This is a genomic window from Shewanella hanedai (assembly GCF_007197645.1).
GTDB classification, from domain to species: domain Bacteria; phylum Pseudomonadota; class Gammaproteobacteria; order Enterobacterales; family Shewanellaceae; genus Shewanella; species Shewanella hanedai.
In genome coordinates this window covers 273,535-299,794 of record NZ_VKGK01000002.1, presented here as the reverse complement: position 1 = coordinate 299,794, position 26,260 = coordinate 273,535, and the positions used below count along the sequence as shown (strand labels likewise).

Below are 26,260 nucleotides of genomic sequence, written 5' to 3'. Positions count from 1 at the left end.
GGTTTAGCTGACGGAAAATCGACTTAGGAAGAGTGATGTTAACCAAGATTAAGGCTTTGCCTGAACAAGTGAAACAGTACCTGATTGTCACGGGTAACTATTGGGTATTTACCCTGACCGATGGTGCACTGCGTATGCTGGTGGTGTTGCACTTTTATCAGTTGGGTTATACGCCGATGGCGATTGCCATGTTGTTTCTCTTTTATGAGATCTTTGGTGTGGTAACGAACCTCGCGGGAGGCTATTTAGGTGCAAGAATAGGCCTTAATCGCACCATGAACTTAGGCTTAGCTCTGCAGGTGATCGCGCTGTCGATGTTGCTATTACCCACATCTATGCTGACCATCGTGTGGGTTATGGCTGCCCAAGGCTTATCTGGGATCGCCAAAGATCTGAATAAGATGAGTGCAAAGAGTTCGATCAAGTTACTGGTAAACAAAGGTGAACAGGGCAAGCTTTACGTGTGGGTCGCGCGGTTAACGGGGTCTAAAAATGCGCTTAAAGGTGCTGGCTTTTTCCTAGGCGGTGCACTGCTTTCACTATTGGGCTTTACTGGCGCAGTGGGGAGTATGGCATTGGTGTTAGCACTGGTGTGGTTACTCAGTTTGTTTCTGCTGAAAAAGGATTTAGGTAAGGCAAAGAGTAAACCTAAGTTCAGCGAAATATTTTCTAAAAGTCGCAGTATCAATATTTTATCGGCGGCAAGACTGTTTCTGTTTGCAGCTAGAGACGTCTGGTTCGTGATTGCTCTGCCAGTATATCTGGCCAGTGAATTTGGTTGGGATCACTATTATGTCGGTGGTTTTCTGGCTCTCTGGGTTATCGCCTATGGCTTTGTACAAACCATAGCGCCAAGTTTGACAGGGATGCGTCAAGGTAAACTCCCTGATGGTCGAACTGCCTTGCTGTGGGCGAGCCTGTTAACGGCGATTCCTGCACTTATCGCGCTCGCGATGAACTTGTCATTTTCACCGCAACTGGCCTTGATTATTGGTTTGCTGGTTTTTGGTGGCGTGTTTGCAATTAACTCCTCTTTACACAGTTACTTGATTGTCAGTTATGCCAGCGATGATGGAGTCTCCATGGACGTTGGATTTTATTACATGGCCAATGCCATGGGACGTCTTTTAGGTACGTTACTGTCTGGCTATGTGTTTCAAGTTGCAGGACTTGAAGCCTGTTTATGGATATCTTCAGCTATGTTGGCATTAACCGCGTTGATCAGCGTTTATTTACCAAGAAGGTAAAATATAGCCGCTTTGTAATAAAAGCTGATGACACTTTACTGGTTCTAGTGCTAACTCTTGCCTGGATTCGACCTGTAAACTGATATCAGCAATCCCCTCTATTTTTCTTCATCAATCTCTTCTATTTACCACAGTAAAAAACGCATCTTATTCAATAGATGATAGTGGCTGTTCTCGTCATTATGTTTGTCATTAACACTCATTAAAGTTGTGAAAAAGCTTGTCTGTCATGCGCGGCTTCGATTTTACGTTCTGCTGTAAAGGTCTTTTGTTTTGGATTTAAAGTAGGCTCATTGGCCTTCGGCTCAGTTGTAATGCCTTGTAATATTATTTTTAGTAGCATCAATATATCTTGGTTTCTAGTTCGGGCGGGGTAGCTTCCTCGTTCATTTCAGCTAGCAACAGGTGATGTATGAGTAATATTTCTGAACTACCGGGACTACAAGAGTTATGGAGTGAGACCAAAGGAGATGCAGCGGTTTGTATCGCGATACTTGATGGTCCAGTCGATCTATCACACGCTTGTTTTGACGGTGCGAATATTACTGAAGTTGAGACAATAGCAAAAAGTCCAGCAGGGTTAGATTCTGCCTCTCAACACGGTACACATGTTAGCAGTGTTATTTTTGCTCAACATGATAGCGAAGTACTTGGTATCGCCCCCCAATGCCGTGGCCTTATTGTTCCTATATACACCTCATCAAATGGCGGATCTCGTGTCTGCTCTCAGTTAGATTTAGCACGAGCAATTAACCAAGCTTTAGCTCATGGTGCCGACATCATCAACATCAGTGGTGGTGAGCTAACATCGAGTGGAAGTGCTGAACCTGTGCTTGAAAAGGCGATTCAACAATGTATCGATAGCGGGGTAATGGTGGTTGCCGCAGCAGGTAACAATGGCTGCCGTTGTTTACATGTACCAGCATCTATTTCGACTGTTTTGACTGTTGGTGCAATGGATGAAAATGGCGAGCCTTTGCAATTTAGTAATTGGGGAGATAATTACCAAGAGAATGGGATATTAGCCTTAGGGGAAAATGTACTTGGTGCTGAGTCTGGGTCCGGAACTGTAATACGCAGTGGCACAAGTTTTTCAGCTCCTATTGTTTCAGGAATCGCTGCACTGTTATTAAGCTTACAACATAAGAATGGTGTAGACGCAACAGCGCAAAAAATACGCTCGACCCTATTGGATACTGCTGAAAGTTGTAATCGTGAAACGGAGGCTGACTGTCAACGGGTTTTACGAGGCCGACTGAATATTAAATCAGCTCATTCGAGCATTAAAATCCAGATTGCAAATAACCTTTCACAGCAAAAAATTCCCCCACAATTTTATCCATCGTCATTCAATTCGAAAGTCGATGTTAATCATGCCCTCAATACATCTTATATACGAACAACGAGTGATCTAATTAATCAAAGGAGAAATATTATGAGTGAAAATTCTTTAGCTAATACTACGGTATCTGAAACTGGTGTAACAGAATCTAATGCCACTATAAATCAAGAAGTCATATCTGAGGTTGCTATTCCCGAGCCGATTTCAATTACGCCTTCAGCCATTCAAGCAAGTGAAGTCGAAGCTTCCGATTGTGGTTGTAACCAAGCGAAAGCAGAACCCGAAAAAGCTTATGCATTAGGCCAGATTGGATTTGATTTTGGAACGGAAGCAAAGCGAGATGCTTTCCAACAAATATCTGGGATCAATATTCACGATCCAATCGCTGTTTTAGATTATTTTGAAGTTGATCCAGCATCTGCAGCGAATGTTATTTGGACGTTAAGTTTAGATGCAACAGTGGTTTATGCCATACAGCCTTATGGACCTTTTGCGAGTAACACCTTCGATAGACTCAAGAATCTTCTCAAGTCACAACTGCACGATAATATGGAAAGAGTGTCTGTTCCTGGTTTAATTTCAGGTTCTGAAACACTTCTCAATGGACAAATAGTCCCCCTCATATTCCCTGATCTGCGTGGCATGTATGGCTGGTCTACTAATGAGCTTATTGAGTTGATTGCAGGAGTGTGCCCAACAGATAAGAAAAAGGCTGAGTTACATGCGAATAAGATTGAGGGCATTCAGAATTTCTTGGAACGTATTTACTATGAAGTTCGTAATTTAGGGACGACACCACAAGAACGAGCAATGAACTACGCAGCAACCAATGCTTTTCAAGTTTCAGAAGCTTATACAAAAGCGATACAAGCAGACATGAAATTGGACAGAATTGAAGTAGAGCGTAGCCCTATTTGCCGCCCTGGATCTGATTGCTGGGATGTAAAACTTGGCTTCTTTAACCCAGCTAAGCGTCTAGAACAGGCACGTCATGTTTATCGCTTTACGGTTGATGTGAGTGGCGTGATCCCAGTAACAGTGGGTAAGGTTCGTCACTGGGATGTTTATTAATAATTTTAATGACAGAGGCTTATTGTCAAATTGAAAATAACCTTATCTAAAGTAAAGAATAAATCATGTAACGGGGACATGATTTGAAGGTGCTCATATAGAGCAAAAACTTTGTTATCAACCCGAGGTAACTATTTAGAGGATTAAATTATGTATTTACCAAATCAAGCACAACCAGTTTCACATGTTGTTAGTACGACTAGCGTTGAACAAGGTATTGAGCAATCAGGTTTCGCATGCACTATATGCAAACTTGGTTGCGATGCTTTAGCGCCAACCCCCAAAGCTCTGTGTCTTGCAGCATGTGCTAGCACTGTTTGCTAAACAACTTTGTAAAGTATGTTTTGAAAGGAATGAATCGTAACGTTGTAATTTAGAATCAATACTTTTAAATATCGATTTATTCTTTTTTTATTTTTAATAAGTCGCCAGATATAGGGAGACTTATTAAATGAGGATTTTAATATGTTTCTTCCAACACAATCACAACCGATTAACCGAAATGTAGGTTTTACATTATCGGAAGTAAGTAGCCATAAAAATGTGTTAAGCGGTGTAGAGGCTTCAGCATGTGGCGCTGAAAATACTGGTCAAGGTCAATGTTTTAGTTTAGATGGACCCATCCCAGGTAGTTTCAATTGTGCGGCTTGTTGTGCTTTTAGAGTCGCCAATCACTGGCAAGGAGATAACGGTACTGTGGCTGTTTGCTAAGTATCATAGAGTATTAATATTACATCGTTATAGTTTTTAGGCGATATATAATAGAACGTATTTGACATCATGTCTTAAAAGTTAATTGATACTGGCTAGTGTAATTATATTAAACCGTAGCAATATAAAATTATTATATAAATAAAAGTTCTTCAATTATATTGAGATATATTTTTTATAGACATCTTAATATACGGAACTTAATCATTTAAATGTAAATATTTAAGGGGAATAACCATGGCTAACATTCAACCATCTGAATGTGGTGTGTTCGTGCAAATTTGGGTAGATACAAATGCACTTCAAAATGGATCAACAACAGGTGTCTATCTTGTGGACAGTAACCACAACAACGGTAGCTCTGCAGAGGGGACTGTAAACCTCAACACCAATGTATCTACAAATACAAAAGTTTGCTGGCAGGTTCTTAATACGAATAAAAATTGGGATGGTGAATTATCTATCCAAAACTTCAGTAACTCAGCCGTTTTTGGTGCGGGAGGAACACCTACTCAAGTAGATCAGAGCACGTGGACTGGACAAGCTCAGGCTAATGGAGCTGCGACTTATGGAATCACTTTTAATGCCCAGCCTGCCGGTGGTACAGGAATTTCAACCACGGTTAATCCTGTATTAACAGTTTCGAATAAATAACTTTTTGATTCTATAAATCAAAAAATTAGAGGAATAATATAATGATGATGATAAATGAAAACTTAAAAGTCATGAAAGAAGAAAGTACAGCGAATTCTCTGAACCCATTAACCGCAATTGAAATCGCTGTTGATACGTCATATGTAGCAAGCCAGAATGGTAATAATATCAGTCAAGGCATCTATATGATGGATAATCAAGAGGCCAATGGCAGTTCAGGAGAGGGGACGCTGGAACTCCATACTTGTTGTAATGTGGGCAGTCTTATTGGCTTTAAATGTGTGCCGATAAACGCACTCGGAACAACAGGAGATACAGTCGAGATAACAGGTTTTACTATATCGCAAGGCAGTGTTTTCAGTGCTGCGGGTCAACCTGTAAAGCAATCTAATGGAAGTTACTGGATTGGTCAGGCGTTAAATACTGGAACTCAAACATATCAAATACAAATTAAAGTCACCGTTGGGATATTGCACCCTGTATCATATTTTGTGAATTGGGATCCCTTCATCACTGCACAGTAAGTAAAGTCTGATGATTAGTTTGATATAAAACCAGGTAAGTTTTACTTTTTATTTAAACTTGCCTGATTTGTCTAATCAAAGGACATCAATTTTTGGAGCTAAGGCAGATAACTATCTAACGTTATTTGAAATTTTTTATCAGACAAGTAAGCATCGATGACTTACTACCCAAACAGTGTTTAACTTTCTGACAAGAAAGACTTAATGACATCTCGATAATTGCGACTGACTTTGACTTGATCATATTCGCCGAGTTTAAGAAAAAACTCGCCTTTGGTATGTGGAATAACCTTCTGGATATAGTTGAGATTGACGATGGTAGATCTGTGCACTCGCTTAAAGATTGAAGGGTCTAAGTCTTTAAGTAAGCTCTTTAAGGTACTGCGTTTGATATGAGTCACAGCATCTGTATGTATGCAAACGTAGTCTCCTGCCGCATCGACCCACTCAATATCAGATTGTTTAAGGATGGTGATATTGTCTCTGTCTTTTATGACAATTTTTCGCTCAACGTTATCGATGCTAGTGGCTTGAGTTTTAACCTCATCATCGAGTGCTTCAGAGCGATGTTGGATGAGATCGATTTCGTTAATTGCACCGATAATGTGGGGCTTGTTATCGTGTTTCTCACCGGTTTCAAATCGTTGTATGGCGCGAGAAACCGCTCTTTGTATATGCTCATCATCAATGGGCTTTAAAATATAATCCACAGCGTGAACATCAAATGCATCTAAGGCATATTTTTCAAATGCAGTGGTGAAGATGACTAAGGGCAGTATCTCTGTTTGAAGTTTCTTTATGACACCAAAGCCATCAATACCTGGCATCTGAATGTCCAAAAAAATGAGGTCAGGCTCGAATTCTATTGTGGCGGCAATCGCCTCTCTACCATTACTGCACTGAGCAACAATCTCTATTTCAGGGATATGGCTTAACTTTGAACGTAATAATTTCAGTGCTAGTGGTTCATCATCAACTATTAAGGTTCTTAATTTAATCATATTCTGACTTATGTCCTGACTGATGTTGATTGACTGTCTGTTGACGATTGCTCTAGCGGCTCATAAGGGATTTTTATAATCGTTTTCAGGCCACCAGAAGGCATGATATTCAGCTCAAAAAGGTAATTATCACCATAGAGGACCTTAAGGCGCTCATCTATGTTTCGCAAACCTATGCCTCGTCCTTTCGAACCTTTGAGCATTTTACTGTCTATGGTTTTTGAGCCTGTATCACTTAGCTCTAATACTAGCTGGTTATCTATTATGTTGGAAAATAAGCTAATAGCGCCACCATTTTCATTTTTAGCAATCACGTGTTTCATTGAATTCTCAATGATAGGCTGTAAAAGTAAGCTTGGAATACTGGCGTGTAAAGAGTGTTTATCAACGTTAAAATCGAGTGTAAGACGATCGCCAAATCGTGTTTTTTCAATTTCGAGATACAGATCGAGCGCATTTAGTTCGTTTTCTAATGTGATTTTGGCGTTGGGATGATTGTCTAATGAATAACGCAGAAACTTGCTCAGTTGAATGGCCATACGCTGCGCTTTCTTAGGCTCTTCAATTTCAATCAGTGAATTGATAGCGTTCAGGGTATTGCACAGAAAGTGAGGGTTTAGCTGGTAACGTAACATCTTAATCTGTGCATCTCTTGCCACAGTTTGTGCGCGCATTGTTTCAATTTGTTGTTCTTTTACTTCTGCTTCAGTTTTTAACATAACATCATGTTTAAACTGTAAAAGTTGAAAATACTTCATGCCATGAAAAAAACCAACTAAGCCAAGAAAGATAAAGATACTGCCAAAAAGCCAGCCACCAAAATCATTCCATTGATCTTCAAAAGTCGTCATTTGAATAAAAATGCCGAGCCTGACCACGGTCCATATTAATGCAACGAGTAGCGTGAGTAAGATACTTTTGCTGACTCTGGTCAGTAAGGGTTGTTCCCAAATAGCGACAACGGCGAAATAAAGAGGAAATGAGAGGATAAAACCCAATGCAGATTGGATGATGGTGTGCCCGATGTGAAGCCACGTTATCGCGCCATACCATAATGTTAATGTGAAAAGGCTTATGACACTGACAAAGAACCAGTACCCAAGAACCAACCACCAGAGTTGTGCTTTTTTATCGGTGATTAAGTGCGATGTAATCCATTTTCCTGTCATCATTTTTCGCCTTATTGGGCAAAAAGCACTTAACAAAATTAAGGCTGTTAAGTGCTACAAGTATTTTATTTCAGACCATTCGTGTATTAAATCTAACTAACATTTTGAAGCATAGCTAGTTTAGTTTATATCGCTGGTTCTTCTTGAGGTTGAAATAGTGACTGCATCACGAGTTTAGGGGTGCGATCTAAGTTGAATAATCCCCAATGCTTTTCTGGCTCTAAAGGGTGTGATGAGCCTTTCCATTGTTCATCAAAGGCTTCAAAAACAAAGGTAAGGATCTTTTCTTGTGTTGTCCACTCAATGAGTTGTTCATAGTATATGGCTTGCAGCTCTTGTGAAGCGTTCCATGGTTCAATGCCTCGACCATTTGACGCACATGCCCAACCCGCTTCAGTTATGCACACCGGAGTATCTGGGTATTGATTCGCCACTGAATAGTAATTTTGCTTAGTGTAATCGAGGGCACTTTCTATAGTTTGATATTCCCAAACTGGATAAGTGTGGATGGATAAAAAATCGAGTTCAGCAACCAGTGGAGCAAGCTTGTTAGTCCAAGGTACATAGTTCTCGCAGAAAGTGACAGGCAGTGTTATTTCATTTTTAATTTTGCGTACATAACTAATGAGGCTTTCCACTGGAACAAGGTGATCTGTCCACTCTACGCTAGCTTCATTGCCAATAGACACTGAAAAAATAATGTCTGGATATTGCTTTGCTAACAGTATCAATTTGTCGATTTGAGCGACGTTATTGACGTGGTTTTGTTGAAGAATTTGAGCATCGAAATTGGCATCCCACGGGCAGTTAGGATTGCTAACTTCAGCACCTAGATCAGCACCAAGCATGATTTTGAATGAAAAGGCTTCATTGCGAATCACATCGAGTACGATTTCAGCATGTGGGCCGCAATCGTAGAGGCGTAAATAGGACCAGTTTTTTGCCAATATAGTGAGATCTTCTTTGATCTCTTCATAGCTTGGGTAGACTCCGGCTCCGGGGTTTTGCCCTTCGCGATAGCCTGAGTAACAGATTGCATTGCCGTGGACTAAGTTCATTGTTGTAATACCTGTAGTGTTATCATTATTAAACATATTTGAGCTTTCCATCTTTATCCCACAATCCCCAGTAGGCGCCGACATCACCTTCATCTTCTATTTTCCAGGTTTCATCAAAAGAGGAGAAATAGAAGATCTCAATGGATTCTTCTTCAGCCCATAGATAGGTATTGATGAAATATTTAAGTGCATTATCAAATGAGGGCACTGCGCCTCTTTCTGCTGTACCTAGATTAGGCCAGCCAGTTTCGGTAATGATGACGCGTTTACCTTTCCCCGCTTTTACTGCACGGCGGTGCATATCTTTCATATAAAGAAGGGAATAATCAGCAGGGCAACCTTCCCAGAAAGGGTAGCAATTAGCCAAAATAACATCGCAGGCTTCCGTTACTTTGGGATAATCTTCAAATTTGAAATACGCATCGACATAGCCGACTTCTACACCTGGTAAGGCCTGCTTTGCGCGGTTGATGTAAGCGATTAACTCATCTTCAGTTAACTCGCCACGCAGTAAGACTTCATTACCCACAGCGAGAATATCAACATGGCCTGCACGAGCCACTTCAATGGCGTTGGTAAGCTCTTTTTCATTGTTTTCTAAATCACCGTCGAGCCAGACACCAACTAAGGTATTTAGGCCATTTTCCTTGGCTACTTTGGGAGTATGTTGATTGCCCTCAGTGCAGGAAAAAGAGCGAACCCAGTTAACGTTTGTTTTGATAAGATCTAATCTATCATTTATCTGTTGCTCTGTTATTTCTGCGCCAGGCTTTTGACCTTCGGTGTAAGGGCTGAAGGAGATACCGTGTATCTTTTCTGTCAGAATATGGACTGCCAGCTTTCGTAACTCCTCAGTGGTAAGGTTTGAAAAGTTAACGCCGGCTAATGACATATATTTGTTGTAGTTTTTAGACACTCTTAACTCCACTTAATACTGTAAAAAATGATCTGTTCAACATGACTAAAATGCCCATTACTCGGTCAATCCTTGGGTAAAAAGTTGAGCTGTGTTGAGTGTCAAATTAATCTGCTGAATGTTGCCATTGCGTAAAAATAACTCATAACAGAAATCAGAAGAGAGCGTGGCGTTTTCAATGACTTTCTCTCTTCCGTCACGCAATAAAATCGTCATGGTGGGAGATACCTTATCGTTCAATTCATAAATAATCGGGACTTGGCACCAGGTAAACCCTAGACTTGAAGCGGGAGTTTTTATCCTCTGCCACTGATTGTTTACATCTAAATAGTCAAAATCTTTTGCTTCGGTATTAAATTCACAAGGGCGAAGTAAATTAGGTTGGAAATGCACTTCACCATGGCTCACTCGAATGCCTAACTCACCAAAACGCGCTAAAATCTCCTCTTTAACTTGCCCTGTCATACCAGGCTGCTGCGCACCCGCCGTTTTTGGCGTGTGGGAGTATGGGTCGGTAGGGAATGCGCCATATTCTTGTGGGTTTTTATTAAAACCAATGCCGCCTCTAATGCGGTAATAGAGCTGTCCCAGTTGCTCAGTGCTCTCTTTGTCCCCTTGCTGTAACGCAATAAAGAAGTTTTCCATCGCAGCTAATAGTAGTTTCGATACCATATGCCAATAGATACAACCTAATCCTTCAAAACCAAACATTCCGCCTGAACGTCCGGTAAAGGCTTTGTGATTGAAAACAGACTCATAGAGTTCAACAATGGCTTCTTTGTTTGACGCTAATTCACTGCCTAACTTGATTGACATCGTGTCTAGCTGGCTAATGAGATCATTGGCATTGCTCAGTTCAGCATTAAAGCGGAAGGCACCATCACTGTCTTGAACGATGATTCGCTCATCTTTACTTTCGATCATTTTCATTAATAGTGACGATGAGATGATCGATTGTTTAGGGACGATATTTTTCTCTAAAAATAACGGCAGTTCACGATCGGGGTAGAGCATGAAGCTTTGCTGATCGGGACGGTAAATATCACTGTCAAATAAGGCTTCTAATACTGAAATAGCTTCGGTTGGCTGCAATACGCCTGCGCTTAATGCGGCAACTTGCCCCTCTAGCATGGGATATAACGAGTCGATGCTAACGGCGTTTGGCTGCAGACCTAGCAAGTTGTATGCGTGATATAGCCCTGAGTCTGTTTTGTTGGTGTGGATGGTGTGATCTATCGCAAAGAGCGCATCTTCGAGTAGCTGAGTGATTGAACTTATGTCGTGATCTCTTTTACCTGAAAAAGGAGAATCTTGATAGATTGCTTGACGATAGTTGCTTGCTGCTTTGCCAAGTTCGGCTAAACACTCGTATCTTTGCTCTGCATTTAAACGCGTGTTATTGAGTAACGGGCGGACCTTATTTAACGCCGCCGCAGTTTCACCAAACCAATCGCTGACCTCTATCGAAAGCGGGACAGCTTTGGTCTCTTTTACGAGCAACTCGAGTATAAAGCTCACATATCGACGTAGATAACATAAGGTGACAATAGACAAGCCTTGGCCTACGAGTGCGTTGTTGGCATCATTCCATTCAGGTCTCTGTGTATTGAGCCAAATACCGCCATCAATGACTAAGTTGCCTAGCTTACAAAGCAAGGGCACTAAGAGTTTCTCGAGCAAGTTAACTTGGTATACCTGATTGTTGTCATCGAGTACTAGTTTGCCATCAGCCCCCATTAAACCAACGCGTAGTTCGATTTGCGTCGCTAGCTCTTCGTCATAGGTAACGGTACTTTTAGCGTTTTCAAGCATTGCTTCAAAGGTATTGATACGATAAGGCACATTGGCATAGCTAAAGATATCTCGATAAAGCAGCGTGCTTAACCTCTTAGGGTGGAACTGGTTAGATAGCTCTAGCATTTTCTGCAGGTAGATTATCTGGTGATCGCCCCAATATCCTATGTAGCTCCACGGATCATCTGGCTCTTCAACTTCCCAATCAATTCCCTCTTTGGTGATTCGGTATGGGTTATAACCATCCATTGTTGAAGCGTTGACGAACTTGGCGATCACATTCTCGATAAACTCAGGATAGCTAAAAGTTAGCGCTTCCCAATTTTGGAAGATATCTCGCCAGTTACCCTGATAGGTCAGCAGCTTATTGTTGTTTTCATCAATGAGTTTTATGGCGAACTGATTCCAAGGACGACTCGGGTCACCGTGTCTTCGCCCAAAAGATATCGGTAAATATTCATAGCAAAGACGTTCTAACTGAGGATCGTTGAGCTGTTTTATATAGGCGAGTAAGGTGGTGAAGTCGAGCGGGCCTTGAAGCCTTTGCAGTTGGCTCTGGTGGCGCTGGAAAACATCACGGTTAAAGAGACTCACCGTGGTAACAAAATCGTTTAATGAAATCTGATATTGGTCATCGAACGCGCCGCCACGCAAGATGTTGAACACAACATTGGCGTAATGATGCACAGCAACATCTTCTTGAGCGGTGACTTGAAATGCATCTGCAGCGCCCATGATCCGTGCTAATTCATCTGAGCCAGCGTTAATGTTACTGGCTATATCGGTCTTAATGTTAAGCGGCTGAGCCAGCTGACTACGTAAAGCGACAACTTGGCTTTGGCTTTGCTCAATATTGGCGACTAGCTGCCAATGTTGAGATTGTTTCGCTGGGATCTCAAGACGAGTATTGATGAGATAGGCGCCACGAATACCGCGTTTATGCGCCTCTTGGCTTACCTTATTACCACGACGGAATTCGCTAAGCTGTTCATTCGAAAGCAGAGCGTTGTAATTATCTAAACCAAGACAGAAAACGGTATTGGCTTTGAGGGATTCGCTCGGTTCAGCTCTGTCGGTAATGCCTGAATACAGCGCGAAATAGGCCAGCTTGGTTTGCTGATCTAACTCGCTCCATTTGTAAGCATCAACGAGGTTACTTGAATTGGTCTGTGTAAATCGAGGGGTTCCCGCTGGCAGGATATTTTGTAATCCATCGACTAGCTCTACAGATGCAGTATTGTCTGAGAGGTTAATCAGTTCACATTCACGCACAAACCCATATTTTTCACTGGTGAGCCAGGTGTATCTGAAAAGCAGTTGCAGATCATGGTTTACCTCTTCAAAGCAGAGTTTGTTACCCAAGACATTTTTATAGATATTACGGGTAAGGGCATATAGATGATCATGCTCCTGGTTAAATGGCTCCCAGTAATGGGAGGTATCATCAGCGTCCACTTTAATCAGGGTTTTACTACCTGTGTGGAGGTTGCTTTCGTGAATTTTATCGACGGTGATGTAAGGAAATAGGGCGGTTTCTGGTGAAACTCTTCCTGCAGTTAATCCCCCCGTGGAGGAGACAAATAGCCAGTGGTCGCTGTTTGAAATGACACTGACGAAAAAAGGGGCCATTTTGTCGGAATTACGTATGACGTAGAATCGTTCATCGCCAATATTAATAAACTCACCCGAGACATGGAGCTGCTCTTGATTACTTATATTCATGATATTTACCACCTGATAAGCAGGCTTTAATTGTTAAATTTATAAGACGTAATACTCAATGGAGATCTGTTTTCAAAGGCTGATCATTGTCCATTATTGGTTTGTTGAAATACTCTGACGTAGTCCACTTCCATCTGTACGGGAAAAATAGTGTCATCTATTGGTCCTCCGGCTCTTCCCCACATGCCGCCGATAGCAAGGTTTAAGATGATGTGATAAGGATGATCGAAGGGCCAAGCTTTCCAACCTGTCAATTCGTTTGAATAGATAAAATAGGGGGTGTCATCGAAGAAGATAGTGATCTGTTCTGGTGTCCACTCCATCGCATAAACGTGGAATTCCTGCTCAACATTCTTTCCTTCAATACTGCCTTTTCGTTGTTGCCAGTTGACCCAGTAATACGCTTTATTGTGTACCGTTCCATGTATGTTTTGCATGTCAAAACCCACATGTTCCATAATGTCTATTTCGCCTGAATTAGGCCAAGCATCGCAGGTTGAGCTGCCCTGCCATTCTTCATTCTTCTCACAATTAGTTGCGTATTTATAGGGATCGCTTGGTAACATCCAAATCGCTGACCAAGTACCTCTTCCTGCGGGTAATTTTGCGCGTATTTCAGCTCGACCATACAGAAAGTCACCTTTTCCTTTTGAATGTATTCTCGCTGAGGTGTATTCAGCATCCGAATAGGATTCTTTTAGGGCGGTGATGACTAAGTTACCGTCGTGAACGATGACATTTTCAGGTCGATGTGTGTAAGCCTGATCTTCTTCATTGACCTTTCTAGCAGGCCAAATATCTAGGTTCCATTTGGTATGATCTGGAGCGCCGCTGTAGTTAAATTCATCACTCCAAACCAGTGACCATTCTTCAGATTTACGTTGCTTTTTATTGGCTAGAATAGCGTTCAATATTGGCTGGCCCTTTATGGCGGTTAGCTCAATATTCAATACACCGGAAGTCACCTCAACATCGGTGACCGTTCTAGATAAGGCTGAAATATGTTTGCCATCTCTGGCTTGCCTAATGTCTAGTTTCTCTATTACCGGTTGTCCTTGAGCTAAGACATTAAATACTCGACTACCTGTTGGAATGTCATCTGGCTCTGCAAACATAAAGGTGATGTCATAAAGCCCGTTGTCTATTGGTCGGCTTATCTGCATATCTCCGACACGATATGTTTGATACAAAAAGCGATGTTGAGTCCCTAATACATCGCTCATGTTACCCATGTCGTTCGGAATCGCTAATGTATCAGCCTGGTATCGAATGCCGTTGATACCTTGGTACTCTGCGCCGCCTAAATTTATGGCCCATATAGGGGAGTTGTTATCTGCTTCCGACTTAATGATTTTGTCAGATGTCTCGGCTTTGTGTTTATTGACTGGCTGATCGATCGATTCGCCATCGGGTGCTTTTTCAGAGCAACCATTGATTAACAATAAGCATACAGCGAGCTTAAATAAGCGCGCACAGTTCTGTTTTTTGTTCATTACGTTTTAAACCTAAAAAAATTAAGGTGATGATTAAGAGTTTTAGTTTGAATACCACCAAAACATTAACAATAGGGAACGCATAGTTGAACGCAATTCAAATAAGCTCAAATGGACTGATGCTGCGACTAAGGGAGCGGAATTAGGCTGAGTGGGACAAATCCATTGTTCTAAATTTAGGCCGTACTCTCTGAGTTCTATGGGATTTAATGCGCAATACTTTGACCATTTAAGCGCAGATTTTTCATGATTTCGTATAGTTATGCAGGGTTAGGGTCGTTTTGGTCGTGTATTTTGAGGTTGAATGATTTTTAAACAAATTAGAACAGTGGAGCCGAGTTACCGTGTTCGGCCAATTTTTGTCCATTCCATCTTTTTATCCTACCACTTCAACGCATTTACATTGCGAGGTTAAATGTTTGTGGTATTTGTCAATAAAGGTAATGCTCTTTGTTAGGAATGCCTTTACTACAACATAGAGTAGGGTTAATTCAGGGGAAATAGATGAAAACAATAAGTAACTATAAAAGATCAGTACTAAAAACTGGCTCGATTTCATTGGGAATCGCAGTTTTAGCTGGCCTAGGAGGTTGTGGTGGGGATACGAGTACTGAATCTAATTTTGATTCAGTTGATCCGCAGCAGCCCGTTCAAGATTGGGTAATGGTTTGGAATGATGAGTTTGATGGTGCAAGTATCGATCTCACCAAGTGGACCCATGAAGTTGATTGCAGTGGAGGTGGAAATCAAGAACTTCAGTGCTATACCGATTCTGCTGAAAACTCTTTTGTTGCAGATGGAATGCTCAACATTGTCGCCAAGACAGCGCCTGAAGGCTCCCAAAAACCTTATACATCTGCAAGATTAAATACTAAAGATCACATGGATTGGAAATATGGCCGTTTTGAAATGCGTGCCAAGTTGCCTTCTGGTCAAGGTTCATGGCCTGCATTTTGGATGTTGCCCACTGATGAAGTTTACGGTGGCTGGCCTCGTTCAGGTGAAATTGACATTATAGAATCTGTTAACTTAAAAGCAGGCACTTCTGAAGGAGGCTCTGAAGCACATGTCTACGGGACACTTCATTATGGCAAGGTGTGGCCTAATAATAGCTCTTCTGGTCAAGCTTACTTATTACCTGATGCAGTCAATCCTGCTGATGACTTTCATACCTATGCTATCGAATGGCAAGAAGGTGAAATTCGTTGGTATGTCGATAACTACCTTTACGCTACTCAGCGCAGTTCAGAGTTAAGATATAACGCTAAAGATGAAGCGATAGGCTTAACTCACAGAGGTTGGTTTTCTGAAAACTTCAATATCGTTACTGGTGAACTTGAGACTCAATGGAGCAGCGCACCTTACGATCAACAATTCCACCTGCTTTTAAACTATGCGGTTGGTGGAAGTTGGCCATCAGCGGTTAATGAAACGGGTGTCGATGCTGCAGTTTTTGCTGATGGACAGACATTTGCTATTGATTATGTGCGTGTTTATGAATGTGCATCTAATCCAAATACAGGCAAGGGCTGTGAAACCGTTCGACCTGGTTACGATAGCCTAGATGATGCGATGGTTGAGGGGAAAGCCCCTAACCCTCCTCTTCCTCCAACAGGTGAACCAGCGGCTAACTTAATTGTTTTTGCCGATGCAGAGAATACATCTTGGCCGATGTGGGACTGCTGCGGAGGTTCTACACCTACAGTAGAAACTGACGATGCTGATCACGGAGAAACTGCAGAATTTACCATTGGTTCTCAGCCAACGGTTATGGGCTTTAACACCAGAAGCAGTAGTGGTGGCGATGATTCAACCTATAACGCATCGACACTCAAAGACGATGGCGTGATTCGTTTTGATATGAAGGTGACGTCGGCACCGAATGATAGCAGTGCGACTTGGCGCTTTAAAGTTGAAGCTGCTGGTGGACAAGATGCTGGTGGCACCGCTGTTGAGCTAGCACTAACTGCTAGCACTGAAGGTGTAGCTCCCGTGACGGGCCAATGGCAAACCTATACTTTTCCGCTACAGGCCTTGTTTGATGCCGGTTTAGATCTCAGTGCAATCGATGTATTGATGATTTTTCCTGACTGGGGCAAGGGAGAGGGAGCTGTCTACCGTGTCGATAACGCCATGATTGGTTCACCAGATGGCGGTGCTGCGTCACCTGAACTGACCATATTTGAGAATAACTATAATCCTGATTGGCCTATGTGGGATTGTTGTGGTGGCTCAACCCCAACAGAAGAGAGCGATGATGCTGATCATGGCATTACGGCTGAATTTACTATTGGTGAAGCACCAACTGTGATGGGGTTTATTACTCGTAGTTCAAGTGGCGGCAGTGACAAACCTTTTAATGGTAGCAGCATTGTAGCGGATGGCGTGATCTCGTTTGACGTGAAGCTTATGTCTGCACCTTCAGATAGCAGTGCAACATGGCGATTCAAAGTTGAATCTGCTGGTGGGCCAGATAATGGCGGTACTGCAGTAGAAGTTGATTTAGCGACAGGTAATGCGGGGTCGGCACCTACAGTCGGTGAGTGGAAAACCTATCGTTTTTCTCTGAAATCGCTTTTTGATGCTGGGTTAGATGTTAGTGCTATTGATGTATTGATGATTTTTCCTGACTGGGGCAAAGGTAATGGCGCTGTTTACCGTGTCGATAACGTGAAAATTCATAATCCAAATGCGACTACAAACCCGACTCCTACTTCTGGGATCACATTCTATCAAGATACAACCGCTACGGATTGGGCACTGTGGGATTGCTGTGGTGGTTCTACGCCAACAGAAGAAACAGATGATGCCGATCATGGCAGTATTGCTCAGTTCTCTATAGGCGAAGCACCAACCGTGATGGGGATTATTACCAGAAGTGCGAATGGCGGCGGCGATGCTCCTTTTGATGCAACTGCGATGCTTGCAACGGGTGTGATTAAGTTTGACATGAAGCTTGTAACTGCACCATCTGATGCCACTGCTACATGGAGATTTAAGCTTGAGTCAGCAGGTGGGCCAGATAATGGAGGAACTGCAGTTGAGGTCGGTTTAGCGACCAGTAATGAAGGTGTGTCGCCTGTTGCTGGAGTTTGGCAGACCTATACTTTCTCCCTGCAGTCACTATTTGATGCTGGATTGGATGTAAGTGCTATTGATGTCGTCATGATTTTCCCTGATTGGGGTAAAGGCAATGGCGCAGTTTACCGAGTTGATAACGCAATGATTAGTGCACCCTAAGAGAGTTATCTTGTGCATTTTTCATGCGGATAGAGCATTTATCCAGTTCAACCTTCTGCAAACAAAAATAAGAGGCAGATATGTTAATTAAGAAATTTAAAAAGAGTCGTTTGTCGGTTTCCTTGGCCATCGTTCTAGGGACGGGAAGTGCCCAGTTCGCGATGGCAGAGGAAAATAACGAAGCTGAGAAAGAAACAGCCATTGAGGTTATTGAGGTTAAGGGTATTAAGGGCAGTTTGTACCGCTCAATGGATCTTAAGCGTGGCTCATCAGGTGTTGTTGATGCTATTTCTGCGGAAGAGCTAGGTAAGTTTCCTGATACTAACTTAGCGGAATCTTTGCAACGAATTACAGGTGTTACTGTTAGCCGAGCAAATGGTGAAGGCAGCGAGATCACTGTCAGGGGCTTTGGACCTCAATATAACCTGATCACCTTGAATGGCAGACAGATGCCAGGTACAGGTTATAGTCGCTCGTATAATCTGGAAAACCTCTCTTCTGAGGCAGTAAAATCCCTTGAAGTGATTAAGACTGCAAAAGCAGACATGCCTTCAGGTGGACTGGGTGCAACGGTTAATATTGTGACTCGCAAACCTCTAAATAACCCCGGGCAATCATTTAGTTTTTCAGCTAAAGGGATCTATGACGAATCAAATGTGGAAGGGGACGATATTACCCCGGAAGTGGCCGGAATATACAATCAGACTCTTTTAGATGACACTTTGGGCTTTCTAATCAGCGCATCTCATCAGGAACGTGATTTTCAGCAGCAATCGGCTAATAGCCAGGGCTGGATTGCACAAACCGACAATGGCCAACTGCCAGGTGCGGATGGATCAACTTTTATTGACGCTCGGGCCCGAGATGCTGATGGCAATCTAATCTCTCGTTTCAAAGATGCTAATGGCGATCCAGTTTCACCTTCATTTTTCCCACGAGATATGAACTACAGCATCAATGACGTGCAACGTGAGCGAACCAATGCAATGGCCACGCTACAATACGCACCTTCTGATGATTTGGTATTGACTGCAGATTATATTGTAACTCGCGCTTTGACAGGCATTAATGGCTATGGATGGGGAGTTTGGAACTCCTCAACAAGTGGTGCTCCATTAATTGGTTATGAGCTAGATGAGAATGGTACTGCACTATTTTCCAATATTCGCGGTGGTGATGGGTCTTTTACTGCCAATCGTAGCACCACAGAAGTGAACGCCGAGTCTATTGGTTTAAATATTGATTGGACGTTAAATGATGAATGGGCATTTAGCCTTGATTACCATGACTCCTCTAATAAGATAGATAACGGTGCTGACAAAGGGATTGGTGGTGCAGGTCAGGTTATTTTAGGCTCAGATCAATTGATCTCTAAAATCTATGACTACCGTGGTGGTGAGGTTCCCCATACGACTATTAACTGGAATAACGGAACCAATCAATTAAATCCTGGTGCTATTGATTCCAACTTTAGCCAGTTTACTCATTCGCCGGGTGAGTCAGATATTCAGCAAGCACAGTTCAACGCCAACTGGTATCCAGATTTTCTTGATAATCTGACCACCATTGATTTTGGCGGTTCTTATACTAAGCAAACTCTTTCTGGCACCACTGCTTGGAGTGGATTACGTGGGGGGCCAGGCTTTAATCCCTCTTATGCTGAAATATTTCCTGATTCTATGTTTCACTTAGAAAGTACCTCTGGTTTGCTCAATGAGCTAGCTGGTGGTGGTTCTGCGCTGCAGCCACATTATTTCTACAGATATGATTTTGACGAAGCTGTGGCTAGGCAATTGGCCTTTATCAATGAAGGGGTGGCAGGGGAAAACTACTACTCTGCAGATCCTTATTTTGATGGCATAGACAGTTCCAATTTGATTGAAGAGGAGACCTCTGCGCTCTACTTCACTTCTGCATGGGAGTTTGATATTGGCGATATTCCGATAAATGTGAATGTCGGCTTAAGATATGAAAAAACAGAGGTTTCAAGTACCGTTAAACAGAAGGTGGAGCAGCAGGTAGTTTGGGCTAGTGCCTCTGAGTGGGTTACCCAGTACGAGGCTGGAGGGGATGATAACTTCTTTACTCAGACTGGTGAATATGATGTTTGGTTACCGATGATCGATATCAGTGCCGAGGTCTACGAAAATCTGCTCGTAAGGGTATCGGCCAGTAAAACCCTTGGTCGTCCCGAGCTTGGCGACATGGTTGCAGGTCGTAGCCTTACAGGCAGCCCTAAGGTTAACGCGCGTACTGGTGTAGTTGGTAACCCAGGCTTATTGCCACTTGAATCGGTAAACTTCGATCTATCATTTGAGTATTACTACGGAGATGCCAGCTATGCTTCCATCGGCTTGTTCAGTAAAGATGTAAGTAATTTCGTTTCTAAAAGCACTAATCAAATCACTATTGATGGCTTGCATGATGTCTATAATAGCCCAAGGTATTTAGACACGATCAGTCAGTTGGAAGCTGCAGGGACTGCGGTGACAGAAAACACCATTTTTGATCAGATGATCGCCAATGGCTACGGTAATGCAGCAGGTCAAATTGAGCCATTAAGCACTGACCCATTGATTGTCTGGAATGTGAAGTCACCAGTAAACAGTGACAAAAAATCGGTTGAAGGTATTGAGCTTGCGATACAGCACGTCTTCGGTGAAACCGGTTTTGGATTAGGTGCAAACGCGACCTTTGTTAATGGTGATGTGAAATTCGACTCTTATAGCCTTGTCGAGCAGCACCCGTTAGACGGTCTGGGGGACTCTGCTAACTTCCAGGCATTCTATGAAGATGATCAGCTGTCAGTGAAGTTTACCTATGCTTGGCGCGATAGCTACCTTATCGGAGTTGGTCAGTCTCAAGGTTCTGCTGATGCACCGCCTCAGTTCGCCAAGCCATTTGGCCAACTGGATGCCAGCGTCAACTACGATATTACTGAGAACTTCACCGTATTCTTAGAGGGGATCAATATTAATAATGAGACCGAAGAAGGCTATGGTCGCTTCGAGGAGCAGTTCTTGTTCGCTAGACAATACGGCTCTCGTTATATGTTGGGAGGACGTCTGAGCTTCTAAATTATTTAAATAAAAATTTGCACGGGGTTCAAGGGATAATGCCTTGAACCCCGTTTTTAATGTGAGATTTTAAATATATATTTACTTATTTCATAATAGAGTGGGAATATAGTGAAGATGTCCAATTAATTAAAGTTATAGAATTAAGATTCCTCTTGATGATTAATAAACTTCCTATTACCACTTCATCGCTTTTTTATGCCTCTTCATCGCTTCCTCATTGTTTAACTTTTATATCACTATAACTTTGGATTTATCTATTTTGTGTGTGTGAATTTTATACTTATTGGTATTAATCATGCTTCGTGAATAAATGCAAAGTGGGTGAGTTGAAATAAAAGAAATAATAATGAGGAAAAAATATGAAAACTCAATTTAGAACCCTTGCATTAGCAACGAGTATTGCTGTTGCGATTAGCGGTTGTGGTTCCGATGATAAAACTGAGATTCCTGAGGTGGTTGTTGTTAACAGCGCTCCAGTGATTAGCAGTACCCCACTATTAACGGTCACAGCTAATGACACATATAATTATATGGTTACGGCGACAGATGTAGACAGTGCGGATGTATTGACGATGTCGGCTAAAACTTTACCTGCATGGTTAATGTTTGACGCCTCAACAGGAATGCTGTCGGGTACGCCAGCAGTAGAAAATGTCGGCAGTAGCCAAGTGACTTTAGTGGTTAGTGACGGTGCGATTGATACGATTCAAACATTTACGCTGGTTGTCACTGCTCCAGCTAATAACCTCCCTGTAGTCACAAGTATTGCGATGACCACCGCGACAGTGGGCACGGTTTATACCTATACACTTATTGCTACCGATGCTGATAGCGATACGTTAACAATGTCAGCTTCAGCTTTACCAGATTGGTTGATGTTTGATCCAAGTTCAGGCGTGTTATCAGGTACACCAGCTGCTGCTGATGTCGGCAGCTCAGAGATCACATTAACGGTTGATGATGGCTCAGATGCTGTAACCCAAACATTTACCATCGCTGTGGAAAGTGCGCCTAGAGTGCCTAAATTGGTTGTGTATGAAGATGCTGCTAATCCATTGTGGCCAGCGTGGGACTGCTGTGGCGGTACAACTCCAGCTGTTATTGCTGATGGTGATGCTGACTATGGAAACGTGACGCAATTTACCATTGTAGGTGACACGGTTGTTGGCTTTAACGCAAGAGATGCTGCTGATAGTGTTGCTTTCACTACTCCTGCGGGAACGATGTTAGAGTTTGATCTTAAAGTGAATACCATGCCAACCGCGGGTGATACCAATTGGATGTTAAAGCTAGAGGGCGGTGGTGCATTTGCTGAAGTGAACCTAAACACTAGCGAAGAAGGCTTAGCACCTGTTTTAGACACTTGGATGCACTATACCTTTGATGTGTCAGGGCTAGGGTTGGCTGAAGTTAACTTGATCATGATGTTCCCTGCATGGGGTACAGGTGACGGTGCGGTATTTAGTATCGATAACGTCGAGTTCTATAATGACGCGGCAACGACTCCTGATCCAGATCCTGAACCAACGCCATCTTCGGCACTGACTATCTTTGCCGATCAGCTTGATTCAAATTGGAGTCAGTGGGGAGATAATGGTGCGAGTGCAGAGTTAGTCACAGATGGTGATGCTGCATACGGTGCCGCAGTTGAGTTTGGCACTGCGGGTCAGACCGTCGCTGGCTTCTCAAATCGTGAAGATTTAGGCGGCACAGGTGTCACTTTTGATGCCAGCAGTTATGCTGCAACTGGCACGCTTGAGTTTGATTTGAAGATGACTGCAGAGCCAGCAACAACGATCTGGAAACTAAAAGTAGAAGGCACAGAGGCTGTTGAATTAGATCTACCTACCGTACCAGTATTGGATACTTGGATTCATTACTCATTCAACTTAAGTACGTTAGGTGATCTATCTGCATTAAACAATGTCATGGTTTTCCCTAACTGGGCTGATAATGCTGGTGCGGTTTATCGTATTGATAACCTTAAATTACTGACTACAGGTAATGTAAGTTCAAATTCAGGTGGTGACGCGATTATCAATGTTGCTACAGGTATTGATTTTGAAGGTGATGAAAGTCAGCAAGCGAGTTGGGTAGCTTTTGAAAATGGCGATCCATCTCCAGCACTGGCCTTTGTTAATAATCCAAGTGCAGTTGGCAATACGTCAACGACTGTCGCTAAGCTCAATCTTGCAGCATCTGATGGCGGTAAGTGGGGCGGTGCTAAGGTTATCTCCGTGACGCCATTTGCGCTAAATGCGAGCAATGCCATCGTCAAAATTTGGGTGTATAAAGACAAAATTAGTCCTGTGGCTGTCAAGTTTGAAAAACTGAGTGGTGCAGCTCATCCTCCGAGAATGGTAGCCAATACCTTAATCAATCAGTGGGAAGAGTTGACGATTGATTTTACAGACGATATTGGTCTGCCTGAGAATGATGCCATTGAAGTGATTGCCATATTCCCTGACAATATGGATGGAAGAACAGTAGATACTCCAGTCTATTTCGATAACATTACGTTTGGTAATTAAGTTATCGAACAAAAAGGTATGGTAATAACAGATAGTTATCTAACGTGATTGTAGCTATGGGTTAATACCTGCAAAGGATTGATGAGAATACTCGTCAATCCTTTTTTGTTTTTTGTTTTTTGAAGTTTGAGATGTTGTTGTCGATATATATTTGGCGAGCTTCCAAACCAGCGTTTAAATGCGCGTCGAAAGTTTGAAGTATCTTCGTATCCTAATAAAGCAGCTATAGATTCAATGCTCAGATTACTGTGTGAGGGAAATGATGCTGGTAAAAAGCTTTTTACTACGATATTACAGTGGGGGAAGGAGAGCCGGAAAGTACAATTGTCTTTGTTCATGGTAATCCAGAATCTTCATATACCTATAGCCGAGTCAGGGATGAGATTATTCGTAATTCGAGAAAAACATGCCGTATCATCGCCATGGATCACATCGGCTTTGGACTGTCGGATCAAGCATCTCATGAGATGGTCGATGCGCAAGGGTTCCCTTTCAAGTGTCTATCATGGAATACCATTGGGTACCGAACACCTTGGAGGTTATGGCGTCATATTGCTCCAATGGTAATGGAGTCGCCTGCCGGTCAATGGTGTTTCTTCAAACATGTATTCAATTACATTGCTCGTGCTTTATCGGGAGGGCTCACTGACAATGAAAAGGTTTATCGAGATATATTTTCAACACGTGCAAACTCGCTCAGCTCACAACGAAACGTAAAACAAACTAAAGTCTGGGGGCATGGCTATTACTATACTGACCCCGTTTTAGGGCATCAGGATAACTTTGAGTTCTATAAAAACATGCAACGGAAAATAACGGCTTGCTGGGGGCCAAGCGGACAGAATATTGGCGTAAGGTATTTTCTAGGACTATGGGATCCACTTGCTCGTTTAGAGGTGCAGCAACAATGGCTAGAGGCGTTACCCCAAGTGGCTGGACATATAAGAACCTATGAAGATGTCGGACATTTTGTTGAAGAACATAAGTATGTGGATATTGCCGCAGGCATAATCGATACAGCACAGTTAGGTTAATTATTGACTGTATGATCAAGTCACTGACATTTCCACAGTGCAAAATAGGATTCAATTTACTCAGGTGTTTTTGTTTTAAGCTGTAGTGAAAAAGCACCCATAATTATTTATCAAAAATTAACTATGGGTGCCTTCGTTATCAAGCTAAGTGTACTGTTACCTTTGCTTACGTGCTTCTAGCTCTTGGCGAACTTCATGGGCTTTCTCTTCGGTGATGGGGTAGCCCTTGAGCATCCAGATTGCGATAGCGGAGGTGACAATCGGAATAACCACATCAAATAGTCTCATTAGGAAGATGGTATCAGCGGTTTGTTCGCCGCCTAAGGCCACGTCGAACCCTGTGACATTGAGTAATATCCCTCCGGCAGCAAGGGCGACAGCCATGCCTAACTTCACGACCCACCAATAGATAGAGCCGAACATGCCTTCACGGCGTTCATGGGTTTTGAGTTCATCAAAATCACAGACATCGGCGACCATTGAGCCCATTAAGGTAAATAATCCACCCAATCCAAAGGCGATAAGCACCGGAGGAAGCAGAAGTAGTAGTGGATAGTCAGGGTTGTAGCAGACCCATTTGAGCGCGTAGCCCAGCATCGAAATGCCAGTCACAGTATAGAAAGCGCGACGTTTTCCTAAGCTTGCTGAAAGCTTGGTGACGATAAATATGACACAAAAAGTAGAGATGGCAGACACGGTACCAGACCAACCTGCATATTCAGCTCCTAATGCTTGATCGCCACCGAATACGTAATAGATGATGACGTATGTTTGAAATGAAGACACCATCATAAAGCCGTTGAAAACCAGAAAAGTGGCGGCACATAGTCGTAAAAAAGGTTTAAATTTTATGGTGGCTAAAAAGCCTTTGAAAAAGTCTCCAATACCCACTGGAAACTCTTCCTTTTTAACCTTTGGTGCGCTCGCAACCTCGTTATCATCTGAGTTTATCTGCTTATCTACAGCGGATTTACTTAAAGGTTCTTTGAGGAAAATAGCCGGTAAAATACCGACACAAATGGTAAAGGCACCGATGATGATAGCGAGCCATCCAGCTCCTTCTATCATATCGTCAAACAGCAGATCTGATTGCATAAACCAGAGAAACCAGGGAGCAGTCAGCCAGGCTATTTGGCCCATAAAGTTTTGCACAGCCATTAAGCTGGTGCGTTCATGATAATCAGGGGTTAGCTCATAACCCAGTGCGACCCAAGGTGTGGCAAACACAGTGTATGCCAGATAGAAAACAACTGAGCCAATGAGAAAGAACCAGAAATAGAAAGATTCACTTTGATCCCTAGGCACTTGCCATAATAGGGCGAACACTATGCCTGCCGCTATGGCACCAAAGAAAATATAAGGGCGACGACGGCCCCATTTGGTCTTGCTGTGATCAGAGATATATCCCATCAACGGGTCTGTTAAGGCGTCGGTTAATCTGGGGAGTGCACCTAATAGCCCAACAAGAGCTGGGTTCATACCTAAACCCAAATTAAGCACGATTAGCATGCCGCCAATGGCTGCACCCAGTAAATTATTGACGAATGCGCCTAATCCATAGATAAATTTTTGAATAGAGGGGATTTTATCTTGGGCTGCTATTTTTTTAGTTTCTTTTGAGTTCATCGCATGGATCCCATCCTAAATGTTATCTGCCAAGCTACCTAGATGGA

At 42.6% G+C, this 26,260-nt stretch carries 17 protein-coding genes; 9 read left to right on the top strand and 8 right to left on the bottom strand.

Annotated elements, in window-relative coordinates:
- Positions 1 to 35 precede the first annotated feature (35 nt).
- The 5 genes from arsJ to FN961_RS03120 all read left to right on the top strand — a co-directional run bounded on the left by arsJ (position 36) and on the right by FN961_RS03120 (position 5,549).
- Positions 36 to 1,247 carry an organoarsenical effux MFS transporter ArsJ gene (gene arsJ, locus FN961_RS03140; protein ID WP_143563079.1) on the top strand — a complete coding sequence of 404 codons (1,212 nt, stop codon included), beginning with the start codon at positions 36 to 38 and terminating at the stop codon, positions 1,245 to 1,247.
- A 412-nt stretch (positions 1,248 to 1,659) separates the two neighbouring features.
- Positions 1,660 to 3,660: a PatA/PatG family cyanobactin maturation protease gene (locus FN961_RS03135; RefSeq protein ID WP_143563078.1), complete on the top strand. Its 2,001-nt coding sequence runs from the start codon at positions 1,660 to 1,662 to the stop codon at positions 3,658 to 3,660.
- A gap of 465 nt (positions 3,661 to 4,125) precedes the next feature.
- Positions 4,126 to 4,371, top strand: a complete 246-nt coding sequence (locus FN961_RS03130; RefSeq protein ID WP_143563077.1) for a hypothetical protein — start codon at positions 4,126 to 4,128, stop codon at positions 4,369 to 4,371.
- 237 nt (positions 4,372 to 4,608) lie between these two features.
- Positions 4,609 to 5,025 (top strand): hypothetical protein, encoded by a 417-nt coding sequence (locus FN961_RS03125; RefSeq protein ID WP_143563076.1) that lies wholly within the window; start codon positions 4,609 to 4,611, stop codon positions 5,023 to 5,025.
- Positions 5,026 to 5,066: 41 nt separating this feature from the next.
- Complete coding sequence (locus tag FN961_RS03120; protein ID WP_143563075.1) at positions 5,067 to 5,549, top strand: hypothetical protein; 483 nt, start codon at positions 5,067 to 5,069, stop codon at positions 5,547 to 5,549.
- 179 nt (positions 5,550 to 5,728) lie between these two features.
- Here the strand turns inward: FN961_RS03120 and FN961_RS03115 are convergent, their stop codons facing one another.
- From FN961_RS03115 to FN961_RS03090, 6 genes are all read right to left on the bottom strand, one after another.
- Positions 5,729 to 6,550 (bottom strand): LytR/AlgR family response regulator transcription factor, encoded by an 822-nt coding sequence (locus FN961_RS03115; protein WP_143563074.1) that lies wholly within the window; start codon positions 6,548 to 6,550, stop codon positions 5,729 to 5,731.
- Between the two features lie 8 nt (positions 6,551 to 6,558).
- Entirely contained in the window at positions 6,559 to 7,722 is a 1,164-nt protein-coding gene (locus FN961_RS03110; RefSeq protein ID WP_143563073.1) for a sensor histidine kinase, read from the bottom strand.
- A 122-nt stretch (positions 7,723 to 7,844) separates the two neighbouring features.
- Complete coding sequence (locus FN961_RS03105; RefSeq protein ID WP_229814606.1) at positions 7,845 to 8,813, bottom strand: glycoside hydrolase family 17 protein; 969 nt, start codon at positions 8,811 to 8,813, stop codon at positions 7,845 to 7,847.
- The gene (locus FN961_RS03100) at positions 8,806 to 9,693 is read right to left on the bottom strand and encodes a glycoside hydrolase family 17 protein (RefSeq protein ID WP_185972700.1); all 888 of its coding nucleotides are present in this window, start codon (positions 9,691 to 9,693) and stop codon (positions 8,806 to 8,808) included. The genes FN961_RS03105 and FN961_RS03100 overlap by 8 nt, the downstream gene beginning before the upstream one ends.
- A gap of 57 nt (positions 9,694 to 9,750) precedes the next feature.
- A complete protein-coding gene (locus FN961_RS03095; RefSeq protein WP_143563071.1) occupies positions 9,751 to 13,209 on the bottom strand; it encodes a hypothetical protein in 3,459 nt (1,152 codons plus the stop codon).
- Between the two features lie 83 nt (positions 13,210 to 13,292).
- Positions 13,293 to 14,702 (bottom strand): family 16 glycosylhydrolase, encoded by a 1,410-nt coding sequence (locus tag FN961_RS03090; RefSeq protein ID WP_143563070.1) that lies wholly within the window; start codon positions 14,700 to 14,702, stop codon positions 13,293 to 13,295.
- Positions 14,703 to 15,206: 504 nt separating this feature from the next.
- Here FN961_RS03090 and FN961_RS03085 point away from each other — a divergent pair.
- The 3 genes from FN961_RS03085 to FN961_RS03075 all read left to right on the top strand — a co-directional run bounded on the left by FN961_RS03085 (position 15,207) and on the right by FN961_RS03075 (position 23,553).
- On the top strand, positions 15,207 to 17,942 hold the full coding sequence (locus FN961_RS03085; RefSeq protein WP_143563069.1) for a glycoside hydrolase family 16 protein: 2,736 nt from the start codon (positions 15,207 to 15,209) through the stop codon (positions 17,940 to 17,942).
- Positions 17,943 to 18,022: 80 nt separating this feature from the next.
- Positions 18,023 to 21,019 (top strand): TonB-dependent receptor, encoded by a 2,997-nt coding sequence (locus FN961_RS03080; protein ID WP_143563068.1) that lies wholly within the window; start codon positions 18,023 to 18,025, stop codon positions 21,017 to 21,019.
- 362 nt (positions 21,020 to 21,381) lie between these two features.
- Entirely contained in the window at positions 21,382 to 23,553 is a 2,172-nt protein-coding gene (locus tag FN961_RS03075; RefSeq protein ID WP_143563067.1) for a putative Ig domain-containing protein, read from the top strand.
- Positions 23,554 to 23,588: 35 nt separating this feature from the next.
- On the opposite strand, the gene FN961_RS03070 is transcribed toward FN961_RS03075, so the two are convergent.
- The gene (locus FN961_RS03070; RefSeq protein WP_143563066.1) at positions 23,589 to 23,891 is read right to left on the bottom strand and encodes a helix-turn-helix domain-containing protein; all 303 of its coding nucleotides are present in this window, start codon (positions 23,889 to 23,891) and stop codon (positions 23,589 to 23,591) included.
- Here FN961_RS03070 and FN961_RS03065 point away from each other — a divergent pair.
- The gene (locus FN961_RS03065) at positions 23,850 to 24,587 is read left to right on the top strand and encodes an alpha/beta hydrolase (protein ID WP_185972712.1); all 738 of its coding nucleotides are present in this window, start codon (positions 23,850 to 23,852) and stop codon (positions 24,585 to 24,587) included. The genes FN961_RS03070 and FN961_RS03065 overlap by 42 nt on opposite strands.
- Positions 24,588 to 24,743: 156 nt before the next feature.
- Here the strand turns inward: FN961_RS03065 and FN961_RS03060 are convergent, their stop codons facing one another.
- Positions 24,744 to 26,213: an MFS transporter gene (locus tag FN961_RS03060; RefSeq protein ID WP_143563064.1), complete on the bottom strand. Its 1,470-nt coding sequence runs from the start codon at positions 26,211 to 26,213 to the stop codon at positions 24,744 to 24,746.
- Positions 26,214 to 26,260: the final 47 nt, after the last annotated feature.